Origin of the sequence: Bacteroides sp. Marseille-P3684 (assembly GCF_900291465.1) — a bacterium.
Classification (GTDB): domain Bacteria; phylum Bacteroidota; class Bacteroidia; order Bacteroidales; family Bacteroidaceae; genus Phocaeicola_A.
Map to the genome: position 1 here is coordinate 1,193,424 of NZ_LT985808.1, position 26,119 is coordinate 1,219,542.

General features: G+C 56.0%; 21 protein-coding genes and 1 pseudogene. 6 read left to right on the forward strand and 16 right to left on the reverse strand.

Annotated features, from left to right (window positions below; translation table 11 throughout):
• Nucleotides 1-27: 27 nt before the first annotated feature.
• The 16 genes from C8275_RS04470 to C8275_RS04545 form a co-directional block, all read right to left on the reverse strand.
• Nucleotides 28-1,347, reverse strand: a complete 1,320-nt coding sequence (locus C8275_RS04470; RefSeq protein ID WP_106484262.1) for a TolC family protein — start codon at nt 1,345-1,347, stop codon at nt 28-30.
• Nucleotides 1,344-4,379, reverse strand: a complete 3,036-nt coding sequence (locus C8275_RS04475; protein ID WP_106484263.1) for an efflux RND transporter permease subunit — start codon at nt 4,377-4,379, stop codon at nt 1,344-1,346. The genes C8275_RS04470 and C8275_RS04475 overlap by 4 nt, the downstream gene beginning before the upstream one ends.
• 12 nt (nt 4,380-4,391) lie before the next feature.
• Nucleotides 4,392-5,477, reverse strand: a complete 1,086-nt coding sequence (locus C8275_RS04480) for an efflux RND transporter periplasmic adaptor subunit (protein WP_106484264.1) — start codon at nt 5,475-5,477, stop codon at nt 4,392-4,394.
• Nucleotides 5,478-5,750: 273 nt separating this feature from the next.
• Entirely contained in the window at nt 5,751-6,683 is a 933-nt protein-coding gene (gene rsgA, locus C8275_RS04485; protein ID WP_022385492.1) for a ribosome small subunit-dependent GTPase A, read from the reverse strand.
• A 151-nt stretch (nt 6,684-6,834) separates the two neighbouring features.
• Nucleotides 6,835-7,395 (reverse strand): ribosome recycling factor, encoded by a 561-nt coding sequence (gene frr / locus C8275_RS04490; RefSeq protein WP_022385491.1) that lies wholly within the window; start codon nt 7,393-7,395, stop codon nt 6,835-6,837.
• A 92-nt stretch (nt 7,396-7,487) separates the two neighbouring features.
• On the reverse strand, nt 7,488-8,261 hold the full coding sequence (locus C8275_RS04495; protein ID WP_022385490.1) for a glycosyltransferase family 2 protein: 774 nt from the start codon (nt 8,259-8,261) through the stop codon (nt 7,488-7,490).
• 1 nt (nt 8,262) lies between these two features.
• Entirely contained in the window at nt 8,263-9,519 is a 1,257-nt protein-coding gene (locus C8275_RS04500; RefSeq protein WP_106625722.1) for a glycosyltransferase family 4 protein, read from the reverse strand.
• A 176-nt stretch (nt 9,520-9,695) separates the two neighbouring features.
• Entirely contained in the window at nt 9,696-10,610 is a 915-nt protein-coding gene (locus C8275_RS04505; protein WP_022385488.1) for a glycosyltransferase, read from the reverse strand.
• 30 nt (nt 10,611-10,640) lie between these two features.
• Nucleotides 10,641-11,765, reverse strand: coding sequence for a hypothetical protein (locus C8275_RS04510; RefSeq protein ID WP_106484265.1), 1,125 nt, complete (start codon nt 11,763-11,765; stop codon nt 10,641-10,643).
• 763 nt (nt 11,766-12,528) lie between these two features.
• On the reverse strand, nt 12,529-13,551 hold the full coding sequence (locus C8275_RS04515) for an AMP-binding protein (RefSeq protein ID WP_106484266.1): 1,023 nt from the start codon (nt 13,549-13,551) through the stop codon (nt 12,529-12,531).
• A complete protein-coding gene (locus C8275_RS04520; RefSeq protein WP_106484267.1) occupies nt 13,536-14,618 on the reverse strand; it encodes an o-succinylbenzoate synthase in 1,083 nt (360 codons plus the stop codon). The genes C8275_RS04515 and C8275_RS04520 overlap by 16 nt, the downstream gene beginning before the upstream one ends.
• A 4-nt stretch (nt 14,619-14,622) precedes the next feature.
• The gene (gene menB, locus C8275_RS04525; protein WP_022385484.1) at nt 14,623-15,444 is read right to left on the reverse strand and encodes a 1,4-dihydroxy-2-naphthoyl-CoA synthase; all 822 of its coding nucleotides are present in this window, start codon (nt 15,442-15,444) and stop codon (nt 14,623-14,625) included.
• Between the two features lie 34 nt (nt 15,445-15,478).
• Entirely contained in the window at nt 15,479-17,155 is a 1,677-nt protein-coding gene (gene menD / locus C8275_RS04530; protein WP_106484268.1) for a 2-succinyl-5-enolpyruvyl-6-hydroxy-3-cyclohexene-1-carboxylic-acid synthase, read from the reverse strand.
• Nucleotides 17,156-17,221: 66 nt separating this feature from the next.
• Nucleotides 17,222-18,322 (reverse strand): isochorismate synthase, encoded by a 1,101-nt coding sequence (locus tag C8275_RS04535; RefSeq protein ID WP_106484269.1) that lies wholly within the window; start codon nt 18,320-18,322, stop codon nt 17,222-17,224.
• Entirely contained in the window at nt 18,319-18,741 is a 423-nt protein-coding gene (locus tag C8275_RS04540; RefSeq protein ID WP_106484270.1) for a PaaI family thioesterase, read from the reverse strand. The genes C8275_RS04535 and C8275_RS04540 overlap by 4 nt, the downstream gene beginning before the upstream one ends.
• 88 nt (nt 18,742-18,829) lie before the next feature.
• The gene (locus C8275_RS04545) at nt 18,830-20,152 is read right to left on the reverse strand and encodes a threonine/serine exporter ThrE family protein (RefSeq protein ID WP_106484271.1); all 1,323 of its coding nucleotides are present in this window, start codon (nt 20,150-20,152) and stop codon (nt 18,830-18,832) included.
• A 264-nt stretch (nt 20,153-20,416) separates the two neighbouring features.
• Between C8275_RS04545 and C8275_RS04550 the strand changes: the two genes are divergently transcribed.
• The 6 genes and pseudogenes from C8275_RS04550 (at nt 20,417) to C8275_RS04575 (ending at nt 26,065) form a co-directional block, all read left to right on the forward strand.
• On the forward strand, nt 20,417-21,466 hold the full coding sequence (locus C8275_RS04550) for a DUF4369 domain-containing protein (RefSeq protein ID WP_106484272.1): 1,050 nt from the start codon (nt 20,417-20,419) through the stop codon (nt 21,464-21,466).
• An 85-nt stretch (nt 21,467-21,551) separates the two neighbouring features.
• Nucleotides 21,552-22,211: pseudogene (locus C8275_RS04555) on the forward strand (magnesium chelatase domain-containing protein); the annotation flags it as partial.
• A gap of 62 nt (nt 22,212-22,273) precedes the next feature.
• Complete coding sequence (locus C8275_RS04560) at nt 22,274-24,214, forward strand: recombinase family protein (protein ID WP_106484274.1); 1,941 nt, start codon at nt 22,274-22,276, stop codon at nt 24,212-24,214.
• Between the two features lie 242 nt (nt 24,215-24,456).
• Complete coding sequence (locus tag C8275_RS04565) at nt 24,457-25,209, forward strand: hypothetical protein (RefSeq protein ID WP_106484275.1); 753 nt, start codon at nt 24,457-24,459, stop codon at nt 25,207-25,209.
• Between the two features lie 102 nt (nt 25,210-25,311).
• Nucleotides 25,312-25,746 carry a hypothetical protein gene (locus tag C8275_RS04570; protein ID WP_106484276.1) on the forward strand — a complete coding sequence of 145 codons (435 nt, stop codon included), beginning with the start codon at nt 25,312-25,314 and terminating at the stop codon, nt 25,744-25,746.
• Nucleotides 25,733-26,065, forward strand: coding sequence for an NUMOD3 domain-containing DNA-binding protein (locus C8275_RS04575; RefSeq protein WP_157948169.1), 333 nt, complete (start codon nt 25,733-25,735; stop codon nt 26,063-26,065). Before C8275_RS04570 ends, C8275_RS04575 begins: the two co-directional genes overlap by 14 nt.
• Nucleotides 26,066-26,119 lie beyond the last annotated feature (54 nt).

Here is a 26,119-nt window from a genome sequence, read left to right on the forward strand (position 1 = left end):
TGTGTCTGTATGGGTGTGCTGCGTGCCTTACTTCAGGTATTCGAGAATCTTCCCGCTAATCTGGAGCAGGGAGATTTCGCACACCTTGATGTCGTACTGTACGGAGAGGATGCGCTCCTCGGCATCGAGCAGACTCTGCTGGGCTTCGCGCACCTCAATGCCCGAGAGGTCACCTTCCATGTAACGGGTGATGGCGATGTCGTGGTTGTCGCGGGCGGTGATGAGGTTCTGACGTTCTAGGTTGAGCAGGTTGAGGTTGTTCTGGTACGCCTGCCACATGTTCATCAGGTCGGCACGGAGGCTCTGCTCCAGTTGCTGGCGTGCCAGTTGGGAGTTCTCGATTTCCAGGCGTGCATTGCGGAACTCACGTCGCCGGTTGCCGTCGAAGAGGTTGAACCCGAGAGTCAGTCCGGCGTTGAAGCCCAGGTTGCCGCTCTTGCGTGTGGGCGACGAGGAGTCGTACTTGTTGAACGTATAGCCGTAGCCGGTGTTCAGGCGCAGGTACGGATAGTCGCGCGAGCGCACCTTCTTGTAGTCCAGCTGGGCGATGTTGACGTTCTGGTTGGCCTGGAGCAGGGAGGCGTTGGTTGCCAGCGTCGCTTCCCACAGCTCGTCGAAGTGGAGGTTGGCGTTGATGTCGATGAGCGAGTCGCGGATGATGAAGAACTCGTCGACGTCCGGCACCGCCATCAGTTCGTTGAGGCGGATGCGCGAGGTGTGCAGGGTCTCCTGTTGCTTGATGTACTGGGCGCTGTCGGCGTTGAAGTCGACGAGTGCCTGCTGGTAGTCGAGTCGGGAGCCGCTGCCCACTATGTGGCGTGTCTCGGCGACACGTACACGCTCCTTGGAGAGCGACACGGCATAGAGGAAGTTCTTCAGGCGGATTTTCTGCTGGATGAAGTTGTAGTACTCCGACGCGATGTTCGCCACCATGTCTTCGATGGCGATGCGCGTGTTCGTTTCACCCTGACGCTTGAGTTCACGCAGACGCTTGTAGTCGGCAGTCATGCTGAAGCCGTCGAAGAGGGTCCAGTTGAGGTTCAGCCCCACGTCGGCGCTCTGGTTGAACGTCGAGGGGTCCTTGGTCGTGGTGCCTGTGGCACGGTCGGTGGTGCTGCTCTTGTCGGCATTGCCCACGTATCCGGCCGAGAAGTCGAGTGTAGGCAGCAGTCCGGCGTTCGCCCAGGTGGCGTTGTTGTCGCTTATTTGTTCGTTGTTGTGGGCGATGCGCAGGTCATAGTTGTTTTGCAGTCCCAGTTCCAGGCAGTAGCGCAGGTTGTAGAACTTCTGCGCCTGTACGCCGGTGAGCAGGCACAGTGCTAGGAGGAAAAGGCAGGTACGTTTCATGCTTTCAGTTGTTGTTTGATGCGGTTGGTTGACACATAGCTATACACGGCAGGCACGATGTACATGGTCAGGAAGGTCGACACGAGCATGCCTCCCACCACGGTGATACCCATGGCGATGCGCTGGTTGCAGCCTTCACCCGATGCAAAAGCCATCGGAATCAGACCCAGGATGGTTGCCGCGCTGGTCATGAGGATGGGACGCAGACGCTGGAGCGAGGCGTCGTGGATGGCCTGCATCTTGTCTTCTCCCGCTGCCTGCTTCTGGTTGGCGAACTCCACGATGAGGATACCGTTCTTCGCCACCAGTCCGATGAGCATGATGATGCCGATTTGGCTGAACACGTTCATCGTGATGTCGTTGAAGTACATGAAGATGAGTGCTCCCGTGATGGCGAGCGGCACGGTAATCATGATGACGAGCGGGTCCTTGAAGCTCTCGAACTGTGCTGCCAGGATGAGGTAGATGAGCACGATGGCGAGCAGGAAGGCGAACATCAGGCTCGATGCACTCTCGCTGTATTCCTTCGATTCTCCCGAGAGGGCCGTGCGGAAGGTGTCGTCGAGCGTCTCTTTGGCAATCTTGTCCATCTCTTCCAGTCCTTCGCCGATGGTCTTCCCTTCAGCCAGTCCGGCAGAGATGGTGGCGGACACGAAGCGGTTGTAGCGGTAGAGCTTCGGCGGGGCGATGCCGTTCTCCAGCTCGATGATGTTGTCGAGCTGCACCATGTCTCCGTTGTCGCTGCGGACGTAGATGGCTTTCAGGTCGGCGGGCTTGTTGCGTTGCTGACGGTTGATTTCGCCAAGGATTTCATACTGCTTCCCGTTCATGTAGAAGTATCCCATGCGCTGGCCGCTGAGTCCGTATTGCAGTGTCTGAGCAATGTTGCGGGTGCTCACGCCCATGATGCTCGCCTTGTCGCGGTTGATGTTGACGCGCGCCTCGGGCTTGCTGAACTTCAGGTCGACGTCCGCCATCTGGAAGGTTGGGTTGCTGTAGACTTTCGCCATGAATTCGGGCAGTACCTTTTCCAGCTTCTCCAGGTTGGTCGCCTGCAGGACGTACTGGATGGGCATGCCGCCTCGCCGTCCACCGAACGAGGAGTTCTGCTGTACGAAGGAGCGTCCCATGGTCTTCTTGCTGACGGCACGGGAGAGCTTCTCTGCCATCTCCATCTGGGTATAGTCACGCTCCTGCATGTCCTTCAGGGTGATTTGCACGCTGCCGCTTCCGCTCGATACACGTGCCGTCACGTACTCGGCATCGGGGACGAGCGAGTCGACGAGCTGGTTGATGTCCTCCGTGTAGTCGCGGATGAACTCATAGGTGATGCCCTCGGCACCGCGTGTGTTGATGTTGATTTGCGAACGGTCTTCCAGCGGAGCCATCTCGGCAGGGATGGTGTTCCACAGGACATAGATGATGCCCAGGGCTGCCGCGATGATGGGGAAGGCAATCCACCGCCGGCGGAGCAGTGCCTTCAGCGAACGGCTGTAGAGGTTGTTCATGCCCGTGAAGAAAGGCTCGGTCTTGCGGTAGAACCAGTTCTTCTTCTCCTGACGCTTGAGCAACTTGGTCGACAGCATCGGCGTGACGGTCAGTGCCGCAAAGGCAGAGATGAGCACGCTGCCCGACACCACGAAGCTGAACTCCCGGAAGAGTCGTCCGGTGGTTCCCTCCATGAAGACGATGGGGAAGAACACGGCGACCAGTGTGATGGTGGTCGAGATGACCGCAAAGAAGATTTCCTTGGAACCCTCGATACCCGCCTCCAGCGGGGCCATGCCCTGTTCGATGCGGATGTAGATGTTCTCCGTCATTACGATGGCATCGTCGACCACCAGACCGACGGCAAGCACGATGGCAAGCATCGAGAGCACGTTGATGGAGAAGCCCGCGACGTACATCACGAAGAAGGCGCCCACGAGCGAGACGGGAATCACGATGCAGGGAATCAGCGTCACGCGCCAGTCGCGCAGGAAGAGGAAGATGATGACAATCACGAGTACGAAGGCCTCATAGACCGTGCTCTTCACCTCGTTAATGGAGGCGCGGATGAAGCGCGTGTTGTCGAAACCGTAGTTGTACTTGATGTCTTCGGGCAGGTCCTTCTGCATGGTCTGCATGCGCTGGTAGACGGCGTCGGCGATGTCGATGTGGTTGGCACCCGGTTGCGGGATGACGACCACGCCGACCATGGGTACGCCGTTCATCTTCATGTAGCTCTTCTGGTCGGCAGGACCCAGCTCGGCACGTCCGATGTCGCTGAAGCGGACAATCTGGTTGTTCTCTTCTTTCAGGATCAGGTTGTTGAACTCATCGGCGGTGTGCATGAGTCCCATGGTCCGGATGGTCAGCTCGGTCGTGTTTCCCTCGATACTTCCGGAGGGCAGCTCGACGTTCTCCTGGTCGACGGCAGCCTTTACGTCGGAAGGGGTGATGCCGTAGCCTGCCATCTTCACCGGGTCGAGCCAGAGGCGCATGGAGTAGCGTTTCTCACCCCAGATGCTCACGCTGCTGACGTCGGGGATGGTCTGCAACTGCTCCTTCACTGTCAGGTCGGCAATCTCGCTCAGCTCCAGCAACGACCGCTTGTCACTCTGGAGGGCGACCATCAGGATGGGCTGTGCGTCGGCGTCCGCCTTCGACACCGTCGGAGGGTCACAGTCGTCGGGCAGGTAACGTTGGGCACGAGAAACCTTGTCGCGCACGTCGTTGGCAGCCGTCTCCAGGTCAACGGACAATTCAAATTCGATGGTGATGCGGCTCTGTCCCTGCTGGCTCACGCTCGACAATGAGCGGATGCCGGGGATACCGTTGATGTTCTGCTCCAGCGGTTCGGTGATCTGGTTCTCGATGACGTCGGCGTTTGCACCGGCATAAGAACAGCTCACGGAGATGATGGGGTTGTCCACCGACGGATATTCACGCACGCCCAGGTAGGTGTAGCCGATCAGACCAAACAGGATGATGATGATGGTGAGCACCGTCGCCAGCACCGGACGGCGGATACTTAGTTCGGATATGTTCATAGGCGCGGTGTGTTAATCGATGTGGTCCAGTGTGACAGGCAGTCCGGTGCGCAGCTGGAGTGTTCCTGAGGTGATGATGGTGTCGCCCATCTGCAGTCCGCGTACCACTTGCACTTCGGCGTCGGTGCGCAGTCCGGTGGTGATTTCCACGGGTTGGGCCAGTCCGCTCTTGTAGAGGTAGACCTTGTCCTTGCCCATTTCCGGCACGATGGCTTCGGTCGGGATGGCGATGGCATCCTTGATTTCAGCCTTGTGCAGGTGGATGCTGGCATAGCGTCCCGGCAGCAGACTGCCGTCATGGTTGGGGTAGATGGCGCGTACGGTGAGCTGGTGCATCTCCTTGTCGAGCGACGATTCCACGGCGTAGACCTTTGCCTTATAGGACTGGATATCGTTCTGACCGAAGTTGAAGTTCAGGTTCAGTCCCTTCTTCATGTCACTGGCATAAGCTTCGGGCACGGCAAACTCGACCTTCAGCGGAGAGGTCTTGGTCAGTTTTGCCACGATGGTGGTGGGGGATGCATACGTTCCCACGCTCACTTGGCGCAGACCGATGATGCCGTCGAACGGGGCACGCAGCTCCGTCAGGGCGATTTCCTCTTTGACGATGTTGATTTCGGCATTCAGGGTAGCAAGGTCGGTACGTACCTGTTCGTAGGCTTCCTGGCTGACGGCGTCACGCTTGAGTAGTGCCTGCTGGCGGTACACCCGGTCCTCGGCGAGCTTCACCTGTGCCTGGAGGCGTTGGAGTTCGGCTTGCAGCTGCCGGTCGTTTACCTTGGCAAGGATTTGTCCCTTCTTGACGGCGGAGCCTTCCATGAAGTTGATTTCGACAATCTTTCCCGACGTCTCGAAGGAGAGGTCCACCTCTTCATCGGGGAGGAGCGTACCGATGACGGTGATTTCGTCGGTCATGGACTCCGGCTTGATAATCTTGCCGTTGACGTTGAGTATCTTTTTGTTGCTAGCTTGTTGCGCCGGTGAGTTGTCGGCGGCTTCCAGTTCTTCATTGAGCTTCGGACGCTGGGAATAAATGCCCCAGCCGATGAGTCCCAAGCCGATGAATGTGACAAGTCCCCACTTTATCTTTTTATTCATGGCATAATAGTTTGTGTTTGTAATATTCTCAGTTTCGTTCTAAGGGTTGAGTGGCGCGTGGAACGGATTCTCCGGGTAGAGTCCTTCCCCGTCGGGCGTGTAACCACTCAACATACAGGCGATTGTGTCTCTCTGTTTACATGCGGTCCGTCTCCGGTATCTTCCCGGTTTCGTCCGCATACGCCCTTGCATGGTTAGACTTTTTCAACGTGTCAGGGTTTAATGCTTCGTGTACTAAAGGTGTGTGTCCTCTCTCTTGCCGGCCGAACGGGACTAGTAGGCGGCGCGGTACTTGCCCTCGTGTTCGTCTTCGAGTATGTTCAGGTAGGACAGGTAGCGCGACTCGCTGATGAGGTGCTCCTCCACCGCTTTCCTCACGGCGCAGCCCGGTTCGTGCACATGGGTACAGTTGCCATACTTGCACTGTGCGGAGTATTGGAAGATTTCCTTGAAGTAGTGTCCCACTTCCTCCTGGCTCATGTCGAACGTGCCGAAGCCCTTGATGCCCGGGGTGTCGATGAGGTATCCTTCTTCGCCAATCTCGAACATCTCGGAGAAGGTCGTCGTGTGCATGCCCTTGTTGTGGTATTCCGATATTTCCCCCGTCCGCGCCTGGAAGTCGGGGTGGATGGCATTGATGAGTGTCGACTTGCCGACGCCCGAGTTCCCCGAGAAGAGCGTGACGCGGTGGTCGAGCAGGGAACGGATTTCGTCGATGCCTTCGCCACGGACGGCGGACACCTTGTAACAGGGATAGCCGATGTACTCATAGAGGTTCACCAGTCCGTCGAGGTAGCGCAACTCGTCGTCGTTGTAGCGGTCCACCTTGTTGAAGATGAGGCTGACGGGGACGCGGTAGGCTTCCGCCGTGGCAAGGAAGCGGTCGATGAAGATGGTTGATGTCTCGGGGTAGTTCACCGTGACCACCAGGAAACACTGGTCGAGGTTCGCGGCGATGATGTGCGATTGCTTGGAGAGGTTGGAGGAGCGGCGGACGATGTAGTTCTTCCGGTCGTCGATGGAGGTGATGAAGGCAGTGCCCTCGTTGTTGAGCACGATGTCCACGCGGTCGCCCACGGCGACGGGGTTGGTGCTCCGGATGCCTTTCAGCCGGAAGTTCCCTTTGATTTTGCAGTCTATCAGCCGGCCGTCGTCCGTCTTGACCTGGTACCAGCTGCCTGTGTTTCTAATAACGAGTCCGTGCACGTGTTCTAGCGGAATAGGAGGAGGAGAGCGTCGGCAGAAAACGACGCAGACCGCCGCAGATGTCTCTCACCTTACGGGTCGTAGGGACCCGTAGGGAACGTCTGCGCCGGTCTGCGTGTTCGTTTTCAAAAGCGGACAGCTTTCGGGATGGTTATACAGTCATGATTTCTTTGTCCTTGGCAGCGAGCATCTCGTCGATCTGCTTGATGTACTTGTCGTGCACCTTCTGCAGCTTGGCCTCGGAGTTCTTCTGCTCGTCTTCAGGCATACCGTCCTTCACGGCCTTCTTCAACGCGTCGATGGCATCGCGGCGGGCGTTGCGCACGCTGACCTTTGCGGTCTCACCTTCGCCCTTGCACTGCTTGGCGAGCTGCTTGCGGCGTTCCTCGGTCAGAGGCGGAATGCCGATGCGGATGATTTCGCCGTTGTTTTCGGGCATGATGCCGAGCTCGGAGTCGATGATGGCTTTCTCGATGACGCGGAACATGCTCTTGTCCCACGGTTTGATGGCTATGCTGCGTGCATCGGGAGTCGTCACTGCAGCCACGTTGTTGATGGGGACCATGCTTCCGTAGGAGTCCACGCGGATGCCGTCGAGCAGGCGGACGTCGGCCCTGCCGGCACGGATGTGTACAAGCGCGTCCTCGAGGTACATGACAGCCATGTCCATTTTCTCCTGTGCTTGTTCCAGGATTGCTTTCGAATCAGTCATAGAAGTCTATACGATTAATGTTTTGTCAATTGAGTTCGTGCAACAAAAGTAGTACAAAAGAATTTAACATGCAACGCTTGCTGCAGATTTTCCTACGCCTGCACTCTTTTCGGATGCGTCAGCGTGCGGAGTGCGAACCACAGGTGGCGCATCACGGTCGGGACGGTGCCGTAGTGGCGGCACATGATGTGGAAGCGTTCGATGAGCGAGGCGCGGTGGTTGCGCGTGGTGAGTCCCTCGTCGAGGTAGTCCACCAGTGTCAGGTGGGTGTTATGCAGGTACCGGGCTTGCTTCATGACGCGGATGCACCAGTCGAAGTCCGCCGAGAAGCGGTAGCGCAGGTCATAATGCGGGGCGATGGCACGGCGGGCGAAGAAGGCCTGGTGGCACACGAGCATGCCGTGCCGGAAGCTCTTCCACGTGAGGTGCTCGGGAGGGGTCAGGCGGCGCATCCGCAGGAAATGGCCCTCACTGTCGACCAGCGCCGTGTCGCCGTAGAGGACGTCGGGGGGACACGGTGCCTCATGGCTGGCAGCCACCGAGTGGACCATGCCCAGCAGGGTGTCGTCCTCGTGGAGGCAGTCGCCTGCGTTCAGGAAACACACGTAGTCGCCCGTGGCAAGGGACAGCCCTTTGTTCATGGCATCATAGAGCCCCTGGTCCGGTTCGCTCACCACGGTGTGTATGTGGTCACGGTAACGCTCGATGATGCGCATCGTGTTGTCCGTCGAGGCGCCGTCGATGAGGATATACTCCACATTCTTGTACGTCTGTGTGATGATGCTCTGGATGGTGTCCTCCAACACCGCTCCGGCATTGTAGGTAACGGTGATGAGGGAGAACTTTGGATGAAAGTGGGTGTGCATGTCAGTGTTCGAGGGCTTGGTTGTAGATGTTGATATACTGGCGGGCGACAGCCTGCTCGGAGTAGCTCGAAACCGCCTTCCGCCGTGCCTCCTCGCTCAGCTCATTGCCCGGTTCGGAGAGCACCCAGTGGATGCCGTTTGCCAGGTCGGAGGCGGAGCGGTATTCCGCCACATAGCCGTTGTGCAGGTGGTCGATCATCTGCGGGATGCCGCCCACGTTGAAGCCCACGCAGGGGATGCCGCATGCCATCGCCTCGACGATGGTGTTGGGCAGGTTGTCCTGCAGCGAGGGGGTGACGTAGAGGTCGACGGCGTTGTAGATGTCCACCAGGCGGTGCTCGTCGGTGACGTAGTCCATGTTGTAGCACGTGAAGGGGAGGAGGGCGGCGCTCTCTTCCGCCTGTTTGCCCATGAGGACCACGCCGGCACGGCTTTCCAGCTCCGGATGGTCGCGGAGGAGGAGGTGGCACGCCTCGATGAGGTAGTCCACACCCTTGCGCTTGTCGGTGGTCTTCATCGAGCCGAAGAGGATGAGCTTGCGGTCGGCGGGCAACCCCAGCTTCCGGCGCACCGCCTGCTTGTCCTGCGGATGGTAGAGCTGGGTGTTGATGGCGTTGGGGATGTTCGTGACGTGCTTGCCTTGCAGCAGGAGGCTCTTCCGCGCCAGTCCTTCCAGCCAGCGGCTGCATGCCACAAAGCGGATGTTGCTCTCCGCCATCCACTGCGCCTTCTGCCGGAACACCTTCCAGGCAAGGTCGTGGGCACGCCCCTTCCCGTAGAGCTTGGGACAGTGGGAGCAGCCGGTCTCATAGCGTGCGCAGTCGTCGGCATAGTGGCAGATGCCCGTGAAGGGCCACATGTCGTGCATTGTCCACACGACGGGTTTGCCCGAAGCGGTTATCTTGCGGAGTTGCTTGAGCGAGAGCATGCCCTGGTTCACCCAGTGCAGGTGGATGATGTCCGCCTGCTTGAATTCCGGCAGTTCCGTGACGTCGATGCCCGTGTTGGCGATGTCCACCTCGAACAGGTTGTGCCGCTTGAAGCGGTTGGCTTTCCAGATGACGAGGCGTTCCCAGATGAAGCGCCACATGTTGAGCCACGAGGGGGGCAGCTCCACGACATCCGCGGCGTCGGTCTGCCTGTCGCGCACGAGCATCTGTACCTGTACGCCGCTGTTCTTCAATGCTTCCATCAGGCGACGTGCCGCAATCGCCGCACCGCCCGTCTTTTCCGAGGTGTTGATGATAAGTACTCTCATAGGAATCCGCAACCTTATTGTCGTGCAAAGGTAGGTAATATTTTTGAGTTCTTCCGCCGCGGGGACGGGTTAGTTGACGGAGGGCAGGCGTCGTCCGCCGGTCTGTCGTCCGGGTTGTGGGACGCCTCGTGGGGCAGGCACACCGACGGGAGGTGCCGCGGGACGGGTGCGTCCGTTCACGCTCCGAAGTCTCCGCGCAGGGTGCGCTTGATGCGTCGCAGAGCTTTGGCGAAGAAGGAGTTGGTGCGGGCGTAATAGCGGACGTACGCCCGGCGGGCAGCCGCGTTCTCCTCGATGGGGCTGATGCGGACTACGGGCAAGCGGTCCGGATAGAGCGTGGTAGCATAGAGTCCGCCCCCGCCGCAATGGGTCCCGCTGCCGTCGAAGCCCTCGTTCTGCACGAGGGAGCGTCCGACGTTGAGCGAGAGGATGCCCTTGAGGAAGAGGCTGGCGTTCCAGCGGATGGCCCATGAGTTGTTCTTCCCCTCAATCTGCCGGCGGAGCATCCGCGTGTAGCCGTACTTGCCGTCGAAGTCGAACGTACGGTCGAGCTTGCGGTCGAGCAGCTCGTCGAGCAGGGCGCGGCCGTCGGGGTTGAAATGTTTCCACGCGCGTGCCCACGTTGCCCAGCCCCAGCTGCCTGTCCAGCGGATGAGGAAGGTGTCGGGGAGCGACGGGTCGCGGGTGAAGTCGCACGCCTGGATGTGCCCCACACGGGGTTCGTCGGCATACATCTCCAGGGCGTCGTTCATGAACGTGAGGAAGTAGGGGGCGGTCACCAGGTCGTCCTCCAGCACGATGACCCGTCCGAAGCGGTTCACCTGGGTCGTCACGCCGTCGATGATGTTGCGTGCCAGTCCCCAGTTCTCGTCGCGCTCGATGAGGGTCACGCTGCGGAAGCCCCCGATGTGCCGGATGTAGGCGCGTACCTCGTCCACGGCAGGGCGGGCGTCGGCGTCCCGGGCGGCGTCGGCGTAGATGAAGAGGTCGCTTTCGCCTGCCAGCACGTTGGCTTGCAGGGCTTCCACCGTGCGGCGCAGATGCGTCGGGCGGTTGTAGACAAAGAGCAGGATGGGGGCGTACATGGGCATGGTCTTGTTTTTCGGGTGATGGGTTGCGTGTCAGAAGTGCAGTCCCTTGATGAAGGCAAGGTGGTCGAGCACCCGGCTCACGGCGTTGTAGGGAGCGGGGCGGTTCCGTCGGCGTTTGTCCTTCAGGCAGTTTGCCAGCGACTTCAGCGGAAGGTGGAAGAAGAGGCGCGTCAGGTTCTGCCGTTGCTCGTCCAGCAGACGGGCGTATTCCGCCGGGTCAGTCTCCAGCCGGCGCACCAGGGCGACGGCCTCGTCCATCGTCTTGACGTTGCAGGCGTCGGTAATCAGTTCCTTGTGAATCACCTCGTCGCGGTTCATGATGGCGAGCGTACCCAGCGAGATGGCCTCGGCGACGGAATTACCGCGGATGGTGCGTCCACCCATCTTGATGAAGTACTTGGCGTCGTAGATGCTCTCCAGGTTCTCGGCGATGAGCTGGCGGTGGAGGAGGACCTCCTGTCCCGCCTCTTCGACGAGCGGACGGAAGTGTTCGGGGACGCGCGTCACGGGACGTTCCCGGGTGGAGTTGATTTCCATGAACACACCCCGGCTCTTCGAGGGGCGTCCCAGCTTGGCGGCGAGGAGTCGCTCCAGGGTGTCTCCGCTGACGAAGGTGTAGGGGAAGTCCACCGCGCCGCACCGTTCCGCCACGATGCCACGTGCCAGCTGGTTGAGGGTGACGTCGTAGCCGAAGCGTGCCGTCCGTGTCGCCATGTTCGCCTCGCCTATCATGTAGGCGAAGAGCGTGTGCGGATACTGCCGGATGAGGCGTGTGGGCAGGCTGACGTTGATGGAGATGACGATGTCATACGCTCCCCAGTCGACGGCGTAGCAGCTCACGGCAAAGTCGCCGTTGGCATGCGGACTGCCCGGGCGCTTGAACTCCTGTCCGGGGAGCTTGTCGAGCGTCTGTGTCTTGAGCAGGTAAAGGTGCTTGGCAAGGTGCGGGATGACCTTGCGATAGATTTGTGTCTCCCACTGCGGTTCTTCGTGGACGATGTAGAAGTCGGCATCCAGTTCCGCCATCAGTCCGATGGGGCCGACCCGTCCCTGCGAGGAGAAGAGTATGTTGCCCGCGTCCTTTTCCGAGGTGGGACAGACGTAGAGGTCCTGGTACACCTCTTGCTTCACGAGCGCGATTTTTGGAGTAGTCATGGGATGTCTTTGTTTTGCCGCTGCAAAGATAAGGATTCGATTGACAATGGACAACGTATTAATTGACAATTGACAATTGACAATTGACAATTGCCCTGCGGTGTGGGGACGTGTCCGTCAGGCGATGAATGTCCATTATCAATTGTCAATTGTCAATTGATTCTGTTCATTTTGTCACAATGACGCCGTTTCCCCGGTTTTAACATCACAATTTCCCGATTTGCCGTTTTCGACTAACGCACAAATCCGCAAATTTGTCCCAATTAGAAAAATGCGCGTTAAATATTTTAAGATACGTCCGTCGGAACGCATCAAAATAAACAGCTCTTCACACAATTATACTCTTTCTAACGCGAAAAAAGCATCTTCCGCACCCATTTTTACGCTCGAAAGCACCTGTGACTGCTTTCGTACGGACGCGTCCGCACCACCGTACCGACGTGTCCGCACCGTCGTAGTCGTTCGTCCGTACGAAAACAGGGACCTGTCTGCATTTTTTAGCGCACAAGGGAGTATGATTCCGCAGGTGTGAAATTGCGCCCGTCCGTGTGAAAAGACCGACGGAAGGGAATGAAGGGAGGGGAGATGATGGCAGAAGGAAAGGAAACAGAGGAAAAGACTGACATGTTGAAAAATGCAAATCGCCCGAGAAGGGCCTTCCCGGTCACCAATCCGTATTTTGGCGCAAGGAAGCCTCTTCTCAGGCGATTCGTTTGACATTTTGACAAATTGATACCGCGCTCCCGGACGACGGAGGGGAGGGTTACCCCTTGGCAAGCCGACGCGCCAGCTCCTTCACTTCCGCCCGGCTGACCTTGCCGCTGCCCGTCTGCGGAATGGAGGCGACGCGGTAGCAGTGCTTCGGGCACCAGTACGGAGGGAGCACGTCGCGGCAGCCTTGCAGGAGGTCCGGCTGTTCGGAGGGCGCCGCGTAGAGCAGGGTGACGGCTTCGCCCAGTCGGGCGTCAGGGACGGCAGTGACGGCAAAGGGGAAGGGCAGGATGGGGGCAAGCCGGGCTTCCGCCTGTTCGATTTGCACCTTCACGCCGCCCGTGTTGATGGTGTTGTCGGCACGGCCGAGGATGCGGAACTGTCCCCGCTCGTTCAGCTCGGCGATGTCGTTGGTCTCCAGCGTCTGCGGGTTGACGGCTGGAGCGTCGATGACCAGGGTGCCGCGTTCCGACAGGCGGATGCGGACGGAGTCGAACGGCGTGTACCACTCCGAGGCTTCCTCCCCGTTGAGGCGGCGCAGGGCGATGTGCGAGAGCGTCTCCGTCATGCCGTAGGTGCTCCACACGGCGTGGGGGAAGTCCCTCAGGGCACGTGCCAGGGAGTCGTCCACCGCGCCGCCACCGATGATGAGGTGCTTCACCCGGCGCAGCAGTTCCCGTTCGCGCGGCACCTGCAGGGAGTTGTAGACCTGCATGGGAATCATGGCGGCAAACACGGGGGCTTCGTCCACATCGGCGAGCGGATGCCCGGACGGCTGGACGGTCACGAGCCGGAGTCCCCACACGAGGGAGCGGACCACGACCATCTTCCCGGCAATGTATTGCAGGGGCATGCACAGCAGGGCGGTGTCGCCCCGTTGCAGTCCGAGGAACGAGCAGGTCAACCGGGCGCTTGCTTCCATGCGGCACTTCTCGACCTGCATGTGCTTGGGCGTCCCCGTGGAGCCGGAAGTCTGCACGCCGACGGTCGGACGGCGGTCGTGCCACTCGTCGAGGAAGGCTTGCAGGGCGGCGTGGATGTCGGGACGGGCGGAAGGGGTCACCGGTTGAACCATAGCTTCTCTCCTTTCATCGTGAGCGGACTGTCGATGTTGTCCGTGAAGAGCAGCCCCGTGCCCAGTCCCTGCGGCATGGTGGGGTGCTGTGTGGCGCACCATTGGGCAATGGCGTTGAGCCCGACGTTCGACTCCAGTGCGGAGGTTACCCAGTAGCGGATGCCGCGTTCGGCAGCGAGGCGCATCCACTCTTCCGCTCCTGCCAGTCCGCCGTGGAGCGAGGGCTTGAGGATGAGGTACGCGGGGCGGATGCGGTCGAGCAGTTCCGCCTTGCGGCGGGGGGCGTTCACACCGATGAGCTCCTCATCGAGCGCAATGGGCAGGGGAGACGTGCGGCAGAGGCGTGCCATCTCGTCCCACTGTCCGGCGCGTATGGGCTGCTCGATGGAGTGCAGCGTGAAGGCGGCGAGACGCTCCAGCTTCTCCGGGGCGTCGGCAGGCGTGAAGGCTCCGTTGGCATCCACGCGCAGCTCGATTTCGTCGGGGGAGAAGTGGCGTCGGATGAAGTCGAGCAACGCCAGTTCGCGCTCGAAGTCGATGGCGCCTATCTTCAGCTTGATGCAGCGGAAGCCCGTCCGCATCTTCTCCTCGATGCGTGCATACATCTCGTCGAACGTGCCCATCCAGATGAGTCCGTTGGTGACGATGCCCTCCTCCCCGCGGGCAAAGGGGCTGTCCCACAGACGCCATCCCCCTCCGGCACGGAGGTTGCGCAGGGCAGTCTCCAGTCCGAAGCGGATGGAGGGATAGTCGCGCAGGAGGTCGTCGGGCAGCTGTCCGTCGGCTTCCGTCAGCCGGCAGGCGCGTCGCAGGGTCTCCTCATAGTCCGGGACGTCGTCGCAGCTCAGTCCCGGGAGCGGTGCACACTCGCCCCAGCCACAGTCCGCCTGTCCGTGCGGCGAGCGCAGCAGGTCGAGCAGTTCCGCCTCGCCGGGGCGTGCGTTCCCGTCCGGACGGGTGGCACGGACGTACCACACCTTCCGCGTGGTGAGCACACCGCGCGAGGTCCCTGCCGGCTGCTTGAAGTGGAGCCGGTAGGGAAGGATATCCAGTTGCAGGTCCGTCATCGCGTCAGGGGAGTTTGGGATACTTGCTCCAGTCCGGTTTGCGTTTCTCCAGGAAGGCTTTGCCACCCTCCTGTGCCTCGTCGGTCATGTAGTAGAGCATGGTGGCATCTCCGGCGAGCTCCTGTATGCCCGCCTGTCCGTCCAGTTCGGCATTGAGTCCCGCTTTTATCATGCGCAAGGCGAGCGGGCTGTGCTGCATCATGGTCTCCGCCCACTCCACGACCTCGTCTTCGAGCCGGTCGAAGGGTACGACCTTGTTGACCAGTCCCATGTCGAGTGCCTCCTGCGCGGAGTACTGGCGGCAGAGGAACCATATCTCCCTGGCCTTCTTCTGCCCGACGATGCGTGCCAGGTAGGACGAGCCGAACCCGGCGTCAAAGCTTCCCACGCGCGGTCCGGTCTGTCCGAAGATGGCGTTCTCGGAAGCGATGGTGAGGTCGCAGACGACGTGCAGGACGTGACCGCCCCCGATGGCGTAGCCGTTGACCATGGCGATGACGGGCTTCGGCAGCGAGCGTATCTGCTTCTGCACGTCGAGCACGTTCAGGCGGGGCACACCGTCAGGTCCCACGTAGCCTCCGTGTCCCTTGACGTGCATGTCGCCGCCGCTGCAGAAGGCCTTGTCGCCGGCGCCGGTGAGCACGACGACGTTGATGTCCCGGCACTCGCGGCAGTAGAGCAGCGCGTCGCTGATTTCCGACGTGGTGACGGGGGTGAAGGCGTTGCGGTAACGCGGACGGTTGATGGTGATTTTGGCAATGCCGTTGTAGAAGTCGAACAGGATGTCGTTATACTCCTTGATCGTAATCCATTCTCTTTTTTCCATGCTAGGTATGTTTTGATGTGTTCTTGTCAGGTTGTCAGTCGCGTCTCAGCGAATGATAGTATGCTTTCAGCTGGCGGATGTCCTCCTCCCTGTCGGTGAAGACCTCGAGCAGGCGGGGGCAGTCGCTTTCGGGAGCGGTGAAGTCTGCCCATGCCCGGTCCAGCTCGTGTGCGTTGCGGACGGGTTGGTAGGCGAAGCCGCGTTCCTCCGCCCATCCGCGTGCCGTGGTACGGTGCGAGGCGGTCACCAGGTTGTGCGCCTGGGTGGAGAGCGACAGTCCGGGGAGTGACTGGAAGATTTCGCCGCCGCCGTTGTTGAGCAGCAGGATGCGCACGTTGGGACGGATGTGGCGGTTCCACAGGGCGTTCATGTCGTAGAAGAAGCTGAGGTCCCCGATCAGGATGTAGTTGAGGTCCTCCGAGGCGGCTGCATAGCCGATGGCGGTGGAGAGCGACCCCTCGATGCCGTTCACGCCCCGGTTGCAGCGCACGGTGATCCGCTGTCCGACGGGGAACAGCTGGGCGTAGCGCACGGTGGAGCTGTTGGCAAGGTGGACGGTGACGTGTCCTTCGGTGTGCCGGGCGAGCCGTTCGAGCAGTCCGGTGACGGCGCCCATCTCGGAGTAGCCGAATGCCGGCAACGGGTGTGTCAGGCTGCGTCGCCTCCATTCCTCCACGTAGGCGGACCCGGTCACACCGGGCTGTGGCAGCAGGGGGACCAGCTGACGGAAGAAGTCGGCAGGTTCCATCTCAAACACCGCACTCAGCCGGCAGAAGACGTCGGGCGTATCCCCGTCGGGGGAGATGTGCCAGTGTATCACTTCCGGCAGTCGGCGAATCCACTGTTTCAACCGTTTTGAGACAATGTGCCCACCGTAGGTGATGACCAGCTGGGGCGCGAGCACCTCCCGTTCCTCCGCCGTGGCGGCATAGAGCAGGGCGTCGGCGTGCGGGGTGGCAAAGGTCTTCAGCGAGCCGTTGCAGAGGTTTTCCGTCACGCCGACGAAGCCTTCGGCACAGGCTTCAGGCAGCACGAAGTCCGCTTCCGGGGCAGACTGCCCGCCGATGAGCATCCGTCGGGGGCAGGCAGCGAGGGTGGCTGCGAGGTGGTCGCGGAGGTTCGGGTCCTCCATGCCGGTGTAGCGGCGGATGACCCGTTCGGTCGGCAGTTCCGTGACGGAGAAGTCGAAGAAAGGTTCGGAGATGGGGATGTTGATGTGTACGGGCCCCTTCACGTGGTGGTCGAGTGCGAGCAGGGCCTCGTTGATGAGTCGGTTGCAGTGCCATGCCTCCTCCTGGCTCCGCACTTCGGGCAGGTTCACCGAACGGCGCACCAGTGACCCGAAGACATTGGGCTGGGGTAGTGTCTGTCCGTCCATCTGCCCGATCCAGGCAGCCGGACGGTCGGCAGAGAGCACGAGCAGCGGCACTTGCTGGTAGTAAGCCTCGGACACGGCAGGGTGCAGGTTGAGCAGTGCCGAGCCGGATGTACAGCATACGGCAGCCGGCTGTCCGTTTTCCAGGGCAAGTCCCAAGGCAAAGAATCCCGCACTGCGCTCGTCGGTCACGGCGTAGCAGTCGAAGTCGGTGCAGGAGGTGAAGGTCTGTGTCAGGGGGATGTTGCGGCTCCCCGGCGCAATGACGATGCGTCGGATGCCGTGTGCACGCAGGAGTGCTGCCAGTTGCAGCACGCTTTTCTTATCGCTATACATTATTATATGATTAGGTGACGAGGTTTGGGTTGACGTGTGGACGGGGAGGGCGTCCTTCTCTCCCGGTCAGTTGAAGACCGTCCGTCCGATGGTGGCGAGCTTGTGCTCGGTCTCTTTCCACTCGGAGTCCACGTCCGACGAGGCGAGGATGCCCCCTCCGGCATACAGGACGACCGTGCGCCCCTGTATCTCCATGCAGCGCAGGTTGACGTAGAGCTGCGTGTCGCCCTTCGGGTCCAGCCAGCCCACGAAGCCGGCATAGTAACGTCGGTCGACGCCTTCCTGTCCGGCAATGAAGCGGTACGCCTCTTCCTTGGGCAGCCCACAGACGGCAGGGGTGGGGTGCAGGTCGGCGAGCAGGTTCCCGATGGCACGCGGTTCCGGCAGGGGGAAGCGGAAGTCGGTCTTCAGGTGGACCAGCTCTCCCGCCCTGGCGGTATAGGGCCCTTCTTCTCGGGCTTCCAGGCCGTGGGCGGACAGGCACGTGCGGATGTACTCGCTCACGTACTCCTGTTCACGGCGGTTCTTCTCGTCCCAGTCGGTAGGCTCCACGCCGTCGGTCACAGGCATCGTGCCGGCGAGGGAGACGGTGTGCCCTTCACCCTTCTGCACGGACAGGAGTATCTCCGGGGTGCAACCCATCCACAGACCGCTGACCGGCGTGTAGCAGACGTAGTTCATCACCCGCGGATAGCGTTGGCAGGCGTCCATGAACGTCCGTCCGATGGAGAAGCCCTCCGGGAGCTCCCGCGTCTGCTGACGGGAGAGGACGAGCTTGCGCAACGTCCCGCCGTGCAGTGCGTCATGGAACTGACGGAACGCCCGTTCGTAGCGTGCCCGGCTGTCGGACGGGAGGTCCGCCGGTCTGCCTCCGGGATGTGAAGGCAGCTCGTCGGTCCGGATACGCTGTATCTTCTCCGCACCGTGCACGACGTGTTCGGGGCGGATGAGCAGCAACGGGCAGTCGTCGCCCGGATGGAAAGGGGCGAGGACAAACCCTTGCAGGTCGTTCAGGTCTTCGATGTGGGGAATGATGTAGGGTACGGCGTCCTCCTGCCACACCAGGTGCAGCTCCTCCTGCCAGGGCAGGCGGTAGAGGGCGAAACACACGCCGCGTCCGGTGAGTGTGTCGATCAGGGATGTGAGGAGCGGTTCGTCAGTGTTCATACGCGGACGTTTGCAATGAAATTGACGACCCGGATGCTGGATACCAGCTTGCCGGTGGTTTCCGACGTGATTGCCACGTCCCAGATATGCGTGGAGCGGCCGATGTGCAGCGGGGTGGCGACCCCGACGACGCGTTCTCCCATACGGGCGACAGCGATGTGGTTGGCGCTGACCTGTATGCCGAAGGCAGCGGTGTGCGTTCCCAGGATTCCGTAGGAACCGTAGCCCGCCAGGGTCTCGGCGAGTGCGAGGGAGGCTCCCCCGTTGAGTATGCCGGGCGGACGGCTGGTGTTCCGGTCCACGGGCATGGTGGCGCGTACGGTGTTGTCGTCAGTGGGGCAAAGGGTGATGCCCATCATGCCTGCCATGGAGTTCTCCAGCTCCTCTTGCAGGTGCTTGATATCTTCTTGTGTAAACATAGGCTTGAGGTTTGATGCGCAAAGTTAGTCTTTTCCCCCGACAAGCGGATGGTTTTCCACCCCGAATCTGCGTACGCACCGCTGCGACTCACCACTCGATGAACTTCCCGCGTTTCCGGCGTTCCGCAAGGATGACAGCCAGACGCTGGCTCTTCGACTTGGCGATGTACTTGCGCAGGAAGATGTTCGGGATGGCCACACCCAGGGAGATGCACAGGATGATGAGTGCGGAGTTGATGCCGTTCGCCATCGCATGGGTCACCTCGCCGATGACGCCGTGCATGTTGATGAGTCCCAGCAGACCGCGGTACATCAGCACGCCCGGCACCATGGGGATGACCGACGGGATGGTCAGCACGTGGTTGGGCACGTGGAACCAGTGGACGGCCTTGAGCGCGATGAGGCTCACCACAAGCGCACCCGTGAACGAGCCGATGACCGGTCCGTAACCCAGCTCGAAGTTGACGAAGTTGCGCGTGCAGACAGCGATGATGCCTCCGATGGCAACCACCCAGAGCAGGCGGCGCTGTACGTTGAAGATGGTGGAGAAGCCCATGGCGGCTATCGCTGCCGCGATGGCATAGACGTAGTAGGGGTCATGGGGCGTCATGCTCAGCTCGCTGAACTTGTCGCTGATGGTGATGTCCTTCATGACCAGCAGACGCATGGCGAACACGATGCCGAAGGCCATGGCACCCATCATCATGGCGGTGTTGGCAGCGCGGGTGATGCCCACGAGCAGGTAGTTGTCAATCATGTCGTCCACGAAGTTGATGAGGGGGACGCCCGGCACGATGAACAGCGCACAGGCAAGCAGCGGATGGTAAGGGGTCGACGACAGGTCGGTGAACGAGGTGGCATAAGCCAGGCACGTGGAGACGAACGCCGCGATGCCGATGCTCATGTACACGTTCACGCCGAAGTCAATGCACCGCGCCCGGACGCGGAATCCGATGAAGGCGCACAGCGACGCAAAGAGGAACGCAATCCAGTCGCAGCCGAAGAGCTTGCAGAAGCCGCCGCAGGCAAATCCCGCGCAGATGGCGACCAGGTAAGGCTTGTAGTTCCGCGGCTTCCGGCGTATCTGTTCCAGCTCCTGCTCGTAACGGTCGAGCGTGTAGTCCTCTTCGATGGCACGCCACGAGAGCTTGCTGACCTCCGAGATGGCAGACATGTTGATGCCGTGCTTCTCGCACTTCTGGAACTTGGTGTACGAGTATTGGTCATCGCTCACATTCACCTGGAGCATGGTGTAGCTCACGTCGATGTGGAGCTTCTCTTCCGGGATGCCCAGATAGGCAGCCACGCGTTTCATGTTGCGTACGATGCGGTTGGTGTCGGCGGCGCTCTCTACGAGCAGTTGGCCGGTGCGCAGCAGGAGGTCGACTCGCCGCCCTATGGTAGCGCTCATACTCTCCCGAGAATCTTCGTTTGTCGTCATACCGATATTGCTTTATTACTATAAGGGGTTATAGGTTATCCTGTGACCATGTCTTTCACTAAAGGCGTGCAAAAGTAATAAAAAACGGGGTACCACGGGAGCCGGATTGTCCCTTTTTTGTCGCACGGAGGTTTCCCCGACGCCTTCCGTCCGCCCCTTTGGGTGAAGAAAGTGGACGCAGCATGGTGCTCGTCCGTGTTAAAAGCCTTACCTTTGTCCTGAAAAGCTTACACTATGATGAGAACTTCCTGCATAATCCTGACACTCCTGCTGGCGCTGGCTGCCTGCAGGGACAACAGCCGCACGTTCACCCTGAAGGGGACGCTCAAGGGCATCCCGGAGGGAAAGGCGCTGGTTATCCTCCCCGACACGGCGCACAGCCGCATCGACACCATTGTCATCAAGGACGGACAATTCACCTACGAGCTGCAGACCGACACGACGGCACAGCTCACCCTGGTCTTCCCCGGAGGACGCTTCTGCACGGTCTTCGCCGACCGCGGGACGGAGACGGAGCTGACCGCCGACACCGCCTGCTGGGACTCGCTCTCCCTGCGCGGAGGAGTGGAGAATGACGCCCTCCAGCACTTCACCGACTCCCTGCGTGCCTGTCCGCCGGACAGTATCCGGCACGCCGTGAAGGAGTACGTCCGCAAGCATCCCTTTTCGCCCGTAGGCGCCCATCTGCTTAATGTCTACTACGCACAGACCGATACGCCCGACTATGCCGGCATCGAGGAGGTCATCAAGCTCATGAGCGGCAAGTTGCAGGACAACCCCATCGTACAGGACCTGCGGCTGCACCTGGACGACGTCATCCAGGCAGACACGGGCAAGTACATCGCAAGCTTCCGCATCAAGGACAAGTATGACAAGTTCGTCAACGCCTATCAGTACGGAGGCGACTTCCTGGTCGTCACCTTCTGGGCAGGCTGGCAGCCGGGGGGACTGGAACTCCAGAAGGAAATCCTCGCCCTGAAGAAAGCCAAGGACAAGAAGAAGGAGAAGGTGACCTTCATCAACGTCTCGCTCGAGACCGACAAACGGCGCTGGAAGGACCTGCAGGAGAACGACTCCCTGCCCGACGTGCAGGCATGCGACTTCGAAGGGTGGGAAGGCGACATGGTGAAACGCTTCGGTGTGACCGACCTGCCGCAGATGATCCTGCTCACCCCGCAACGGCGCGTCGCCCTGCGCTCGGCACGGCTCGACGAGGTGAAGGCGGAGCTCGACACTCTGCTCGTCCGTGAAAAAGAGCGGGAAAAGAAGAACAGGCAGCGCTGACCCTGCCGGTGCCCCGCCCGCTCCACGGACGGATGGCGCCCCTGCCTGTCCCTATGGTTGTGTGTATCCTTAAAAACGAAATATCATGTTAGTGAAACTCTTCGCGGCGGCTGTCCAGGGCATCGATGCCATCCCGGTGACCATCGAGGTGAACAGCTCCCGCGGCATCAGGTTCTTCCTGGTGGGCTTGCCTGACTCGGCGGTGAAGGAAAGCCACGAACGCATCATGTCCGCCCTCCAGGTCAACGGTTATCATTTTCCCGCCCATCAGATAGTCATCAACATGGCACCCGCCGACATCCGTAAGGAAGGGTCGGCATACGACCTCCCCATGGCGCTGGGTATCCTGGCGTCGGTAGGCCTCGTCCGGGAAGAACGCCTCCCGAACTTCCTGATTATGGGCGAGCTGAGTCTCGACGGCAGCCTGCAACCCATCAAGGGAGCCCTCCCCATCGCCATCAAGGCGCGTGAGCTGGGTTATGAGGGTATCATCGTGCCCCGGCAGAACGCCCGCGAGGCGGCAGTGGTCAACAAACTCAAGGTCTACGGCGTGGAGAACCTGCACGAGGTGGTGGACTTCTTCAACGGACGGCAGGACCTGGTACCCACCGAAGTCAATACGAGGGAGGAGTTCTACCGCGAGCAGACCGAGTTCGAACTGGACTTTGCCGACGTCAAGGGGCAGGAGAGCGTCAAGCGCGCCTTCGAGGTGGCGGCAGCCGGTGGGCACAACCTCATAATATTATAGTACAGAAATACAACCATAAGAAAAAGATTCAGTATATTTGCCAAAAAGCAAATAATAATATGGAATCTGAGTTATATAACTTTGGTACAGACGCAATAATCATTACAAGAGTGTCTACACCCCAACAAGTTTTGAATCCCGAATGTTCACCCCAATTGAGCGACCTTCAAAAATACGCAGAATTATATGGCTTTACAAGGCTAAAAACTTTTGGAACAACAGAAAGTGGTTTTTTACGTGAAGATTCTAAGGTCGGCTGGAATCTAGTAACTGATTTTATATCTAAAAATCCAACATTTCGAACAATCATTGTGACAGAGATAAGTCGTCTAGGCCGCAATGATGAGATTCTCATGCACATTAAAAATTATTTGATTGAGAATAAAATTCAACTAATCATTAAAGACATAAATTTTGAATTGTTCAATAGATTTGGAACAATAGACCAGGGTAAAGATATTATATTTGGACTATATGCTTCAATGGCTGCTGCCGAAATGCGTACAAAATTAGAGAGGTTTAAGCGAGCTAGAAAAGAGTATAGAAAATTAGGTTATTCAATTGGAGGAAAGAGATTATTTGGTTATGAACGCATTTGTGATGGTAAACTAGGGAAAAAAAATACATATATACCAAACCCAAAAGAGACTGATGAAATTAATACTATATATAATTGGTATCTGAATGGAATAGATGGAGATTTAACAATAACATCTATAGCGAGAATAGCCTATGAATCCAAGGCAAGAGGATTCAGCAAGTATTTGCACTCAAGAAGAAATGTAAACAAATGCTTGAAGGAAAGTGCATATATAGGATATAAAGTAACACATAATCGAATTAAAAATCCCCAATATTGGAATTATAAGGATGAAACAGCTCCTAAATACATTCTTGCTAATTCGTATGAATGTAGTTATCCTCAAATTATTAGTGATACTTTATTTAATGATGTACAAAAGAAGTTATCTACTGAAAGCACTCATTTTAAAGTATCGAATAATATACTTGTAGACAAATCCAGAAAGCACACAACAATACTAGCTAAAATCTTACGATGCCCAGTATGTGGTAACTTTTTTATTGCAGATTATAGGATTAAAGATAATTACATTAAACATACATATCGATGTAGTAGCGCAAAAGGTAAACTGTTTAGGAAATGTAATAATACTCAGACTATATCAATGGTAATGTTGGATTCTGCAACATGGGCATTTATTAAAGAAAAGGTGGAAGTTATTACTTCACACATGAATCATGCCAAACAACAGATAGATATAGAAAGTATTGAGTCCGAGATTGAAAGGCTGAACGCTGATATTAAAACATTTGATGAAAGAATTGATGCTGAAAATATTATATTCAGAACAACAATTAAATCTTCAAAGAACAAGGATAAAGTAATCACTGAATATGAAAGGAATATTCGTAAGATTGAAAACGAACGTAAGAACCTTGAAAGGGTAATACAAGGAAAAGAACACTCATTACAGATTGCACTAGAAGCAAGTCAATCTAAAACGAATATAGATGAAATAGTTAGAGCCAATTTAGATAAAATAGAGAACGACAAAAAAGAAATGTATAAATACGTGCATCTCCTTATCAAATCTGTATATCCCATACATTCCGACAAAAGATACACAGTCCTTTCAATAACATCTTTCAATAACATTGATGAGGTATTTGACTATCAATATGATAAAACAGATATTCCTTTAATAAAAGGCAAAAAGCACGATAATACTTATTATATATGTTTAGACAAAAAAGATAGTAATAGAATAAAAGGGAGATTGATAACAGATAATCTTATTATTTTTAACATTGAGACTAAGGATTTTATTTTAGGTGAATCTCATTATTCTATAGAAGATATATTTAATATTGATTTAAATGAAGGTGACCCAACGAAATTCCATGAACTACAAAGAAGTGTTGAGGCTCTTCAATATAAAAAGCTAACTTTTTATGATGAAGATAATACTGTTATTTAGGTAACTTCTATCAACAAATAATGAAGTAGCTCCTTATACTTCATAGAACGGTTCAGCATGAAAAATTCTGGAAAAATTTTCTCCTACATTATTACACAATTTGGTTTTCTGATATTTTTTAGGTATATTTGAACTACAAGATAGATAATAAGAATTAAAAAAAACGGAAAGATAGTACGTTTATCCTCAGTTGAGGAAATGTACTATCTTTTTTTATTTAGTAATTTAATAATCAAAATATTATGGAAAAAGTAGAATACCAATTTACACAGGTACCAACGAAATTAATGATACTGTTGGACGTTAATTGTAGGAGTATGTTGTTTACCCTTTGTCAGCTAGCTAGCCATTATACCAAAGATGGTGGCAGATTCTTCCGCACTAATGCAGATTTAGCATTAGAAAGCAGATTAAGCCAAAAGCTCGTTATAGCAACACTAGATACGCTATATACTCATGGAATAGTGGAGATATGGAGTGTTGGCAAGGGAAAAGGAAAACATGCTAATTACTTTAAGTTGAATCTTGAAAGAATAAAGGAGTTTGAACGTCTAAAAATGGATGAATTGAAAAATCCCGAATTACAACTTCCAATGGTTGATTATCGTGCTAAGGGGTATTCACCAAGTTATTTAAAAAAGAATACTCAAAATGTTTCCCAAGAAATTCCCAATGATTTCCCTAGAATTTCCCAAATTACCAACAATATAAATAATATAGAAAATATAGATAATGAAGAAAATAAAAAGAATATAGATAATAAAGAAGGTATAAATAATAAAGAGAATAAAAGGAAATTTGAAGTAAATTGTATTATGGAAATTGATAATAAGGATAAGGCTAAATTGTTATTTAATAATGATGAGTTCAATTATATTATTGGTAAATTGATAGATAAAGGACTTTCAAGAGATGAAATTATGGATGAATTGAAAATTAATAATCCCAAGTGCTATGATTACTTCAATAGAGCCTCATCCCAATTATCATCTTGATTTTTTTCTTTCTTTTTCTATACTTTACTTATTCTGTAGATATTTATTATTAGAAGTTACAATAAAGTTACTTCGATAATAAATTAAGTAATAGAATAAAGTATGAATACTAATATACTCCAAGATGTAAAGAGAAAGATAGAAGAACTTCAAGAACTTATAAAAAGGTTAGAACAGCCTCATCAAACAAAACTAGACTATGTAGACTTGTCAGAGGGTGGCAATGAAGATAAACTAGCTAGAATAACGGAACAGATAGCTCAATACGATATAAACATACTCCCAACGTCAAAGGATTCACAATTAGTCAGGTGTGCCATAGTCAATGAACTAGCAGATAGAGGAATGAAGTATTGGCATGTGATTAGGTCAATGGCTGATAATTATGATGAGGCTGACCAAACAAAGAAATATGTATATCTGATGAGTAGAAAAGATACTATTAGGCTCAACTTTGGAGTGATAGTAAACCGATATAAAGCAGCAATAGACAAGTATAATAGAGACATAAACATAGATGACGATGGAAACAACTAAACAATCAGTAAATCGAAGCGGAAACCTTAATCCAATGTTTGGGAAGCGTCAATCATTGGAGACAAAACAAAAAATCAGTGACAGTCAGCGAAAACGATATGCAGCTATCCGAAAGGCAATTAGAGAGCAGGACATGTTACAATTTGCAAAGGCAGATGATGAAGCTAGAAAAGAGCTTATACATCAACTGTTGGACAAAAATAACATATCCTTCGACAACATTCAACAAGCCGTTAACTTCGTTGCTTTTCTACTTGAAAAAGAGAGAGTTGAAGCTATTATAAAAGAGGAAATCAATAAACTGTTAGCCAGAGATTAACACGGGTAGTACAATGCAAAATTATAAATTCTGCATAACTAATTGATTATCAGT

Bases quoted from the DNA above. Each gene is read 5' to 3' on its own strand.
- C8275_RS04470 (WP_106484262.1), bottom strand. From the start codon at position 1,347: ATGAAACGTACCTGCCTTTTCCTCCTAGCACTGTGCCTGCTCACCGGC.
- C8275_RS04475 (WP_106484263.1), bottom strand. From the start codon at position 4,379: ATGAACATATCCGAACTAAGTATCCGCCGTCCGGTGCTGGCGACGGTG.
- C8275_RS04480 (WP_106484264.1), bottom strand. From the start codon at position 5,477: ATGAATAAAAAGATAAAGTGGGGACTTGTCACATTCATCGGCTTGGGA.
- frr (WP_022385491.1), bottom strand. From the start codon at position 7,395: ATGACTGATTCGAAAGCAATCCTGGAACAAGCACAGGAGAAAATGGAC.
- C8275_RS04495 (WP_022385490.1), bottom strand. From the start codon at position 8,261: ATGCACACCCACTTTCATCCAAAGTTCTCCCTCATCACCGTTACCTAC.
- C8275_RS04500 (WP_106625722.1), bottom strand. From the start codon at position 9,519: ATGAGAGTACTTATCATCAACACCTCGGAAAAGACGGGCGGTGCGGCG.
- C8275_RS04505 (WP_022385488.1), bottom strand. From the start codon at position 10,610: ATGCCCATGTACGCCCCCATCCTGCTCTTTGTCTACAACCGCCCGACG.
- C8275_RS04510 (WP_106484265.1), bottom strand. From the start codon at position 11,765: ATGACTACTCCAAAAATCGCGCTCGTGAAGCAAGAGGTGTACCAGGAC.
- C8275_RS04515 (WP_106484266.1), bottom strand. From the start codon at position 13,551: ATGGTTCAACCGGTGACCCCTTCCGCCCGTCCCGACATCCACGCCGCC.
- C8275_RS04520 (WP_106484267.1), bottom strand. From the start codon at position 14,618: ATGACGGACCTGCAACTGGATATCCTTCCCTACCGGCTCCACTTCAAG.
- menB (WP_022385484.1), bottom strand. From the start codon at position 15,444: ATGGAAAAAAGAGAATGGATTACGATCAAGGAGTATAACGACATCCTG.
- menD (WP_106484268.1), bottom strand. From the start codon at position 17,155: ATGTATAGCGATAAGAAAAGCGTGCTGCAACTGGCAGCACTCCTGCGT.
- C8275_RS04535 (WP_106484269.1), bottom strand. From the start codon at position 18,322: ATGAACACTGACGAACCGCTCCTCACATCCCTGATCGACACACTCACC.
- C8275_RS04540 (WP_106484270.1), bottom strand. From the start codon at position 18,741: ATGTTTACACAAGAAGATATCAAGCACCTGCAAGAGGAGCTGGAGAAC.
- C8275_RS04545 (WP_106484271.1), bottom strand. From the start codon at position 20,152: ATGAGCGCTACCATAGGGCGGCGAGTCGACCTCCTGCTGCGCACCGGC.
- C8275_RS04550 (WP_106484272.1), top strand. From the start codon at position 20,417: ATGATGAGAACTTCCTGCATAATCCTGACACTCCTGCTGGCGCTGGCT.
- C8275_RS04560 (WP_106484274.1), top strand. From the start codon at position 22,274: ATGGAATCTGAGTTATATAACTTTGGTACAGACGCAATAATCATTACA.
- C8275_RS04565 (WP_106484275.1), top strand. From the start codon at position 24,457: ATGGAAAAAGTAGAATACCAATTTACACAGGTACCAACGAAATTAATG.
- C8275_RS04570 (WP_106484276.1), top strand. From the start codon at position 25,312: ATGAATACTAATATACTCCAAGATGTAAAGAGAAAGATAGAAGAACTT.
- C8275_RS04575 (WP_157948169.1), top strand. From the start codon at position 25,733: ATGGAAACAACTAAACAATCAGTAAATCGAAGCGGAAACCTTAATCCA.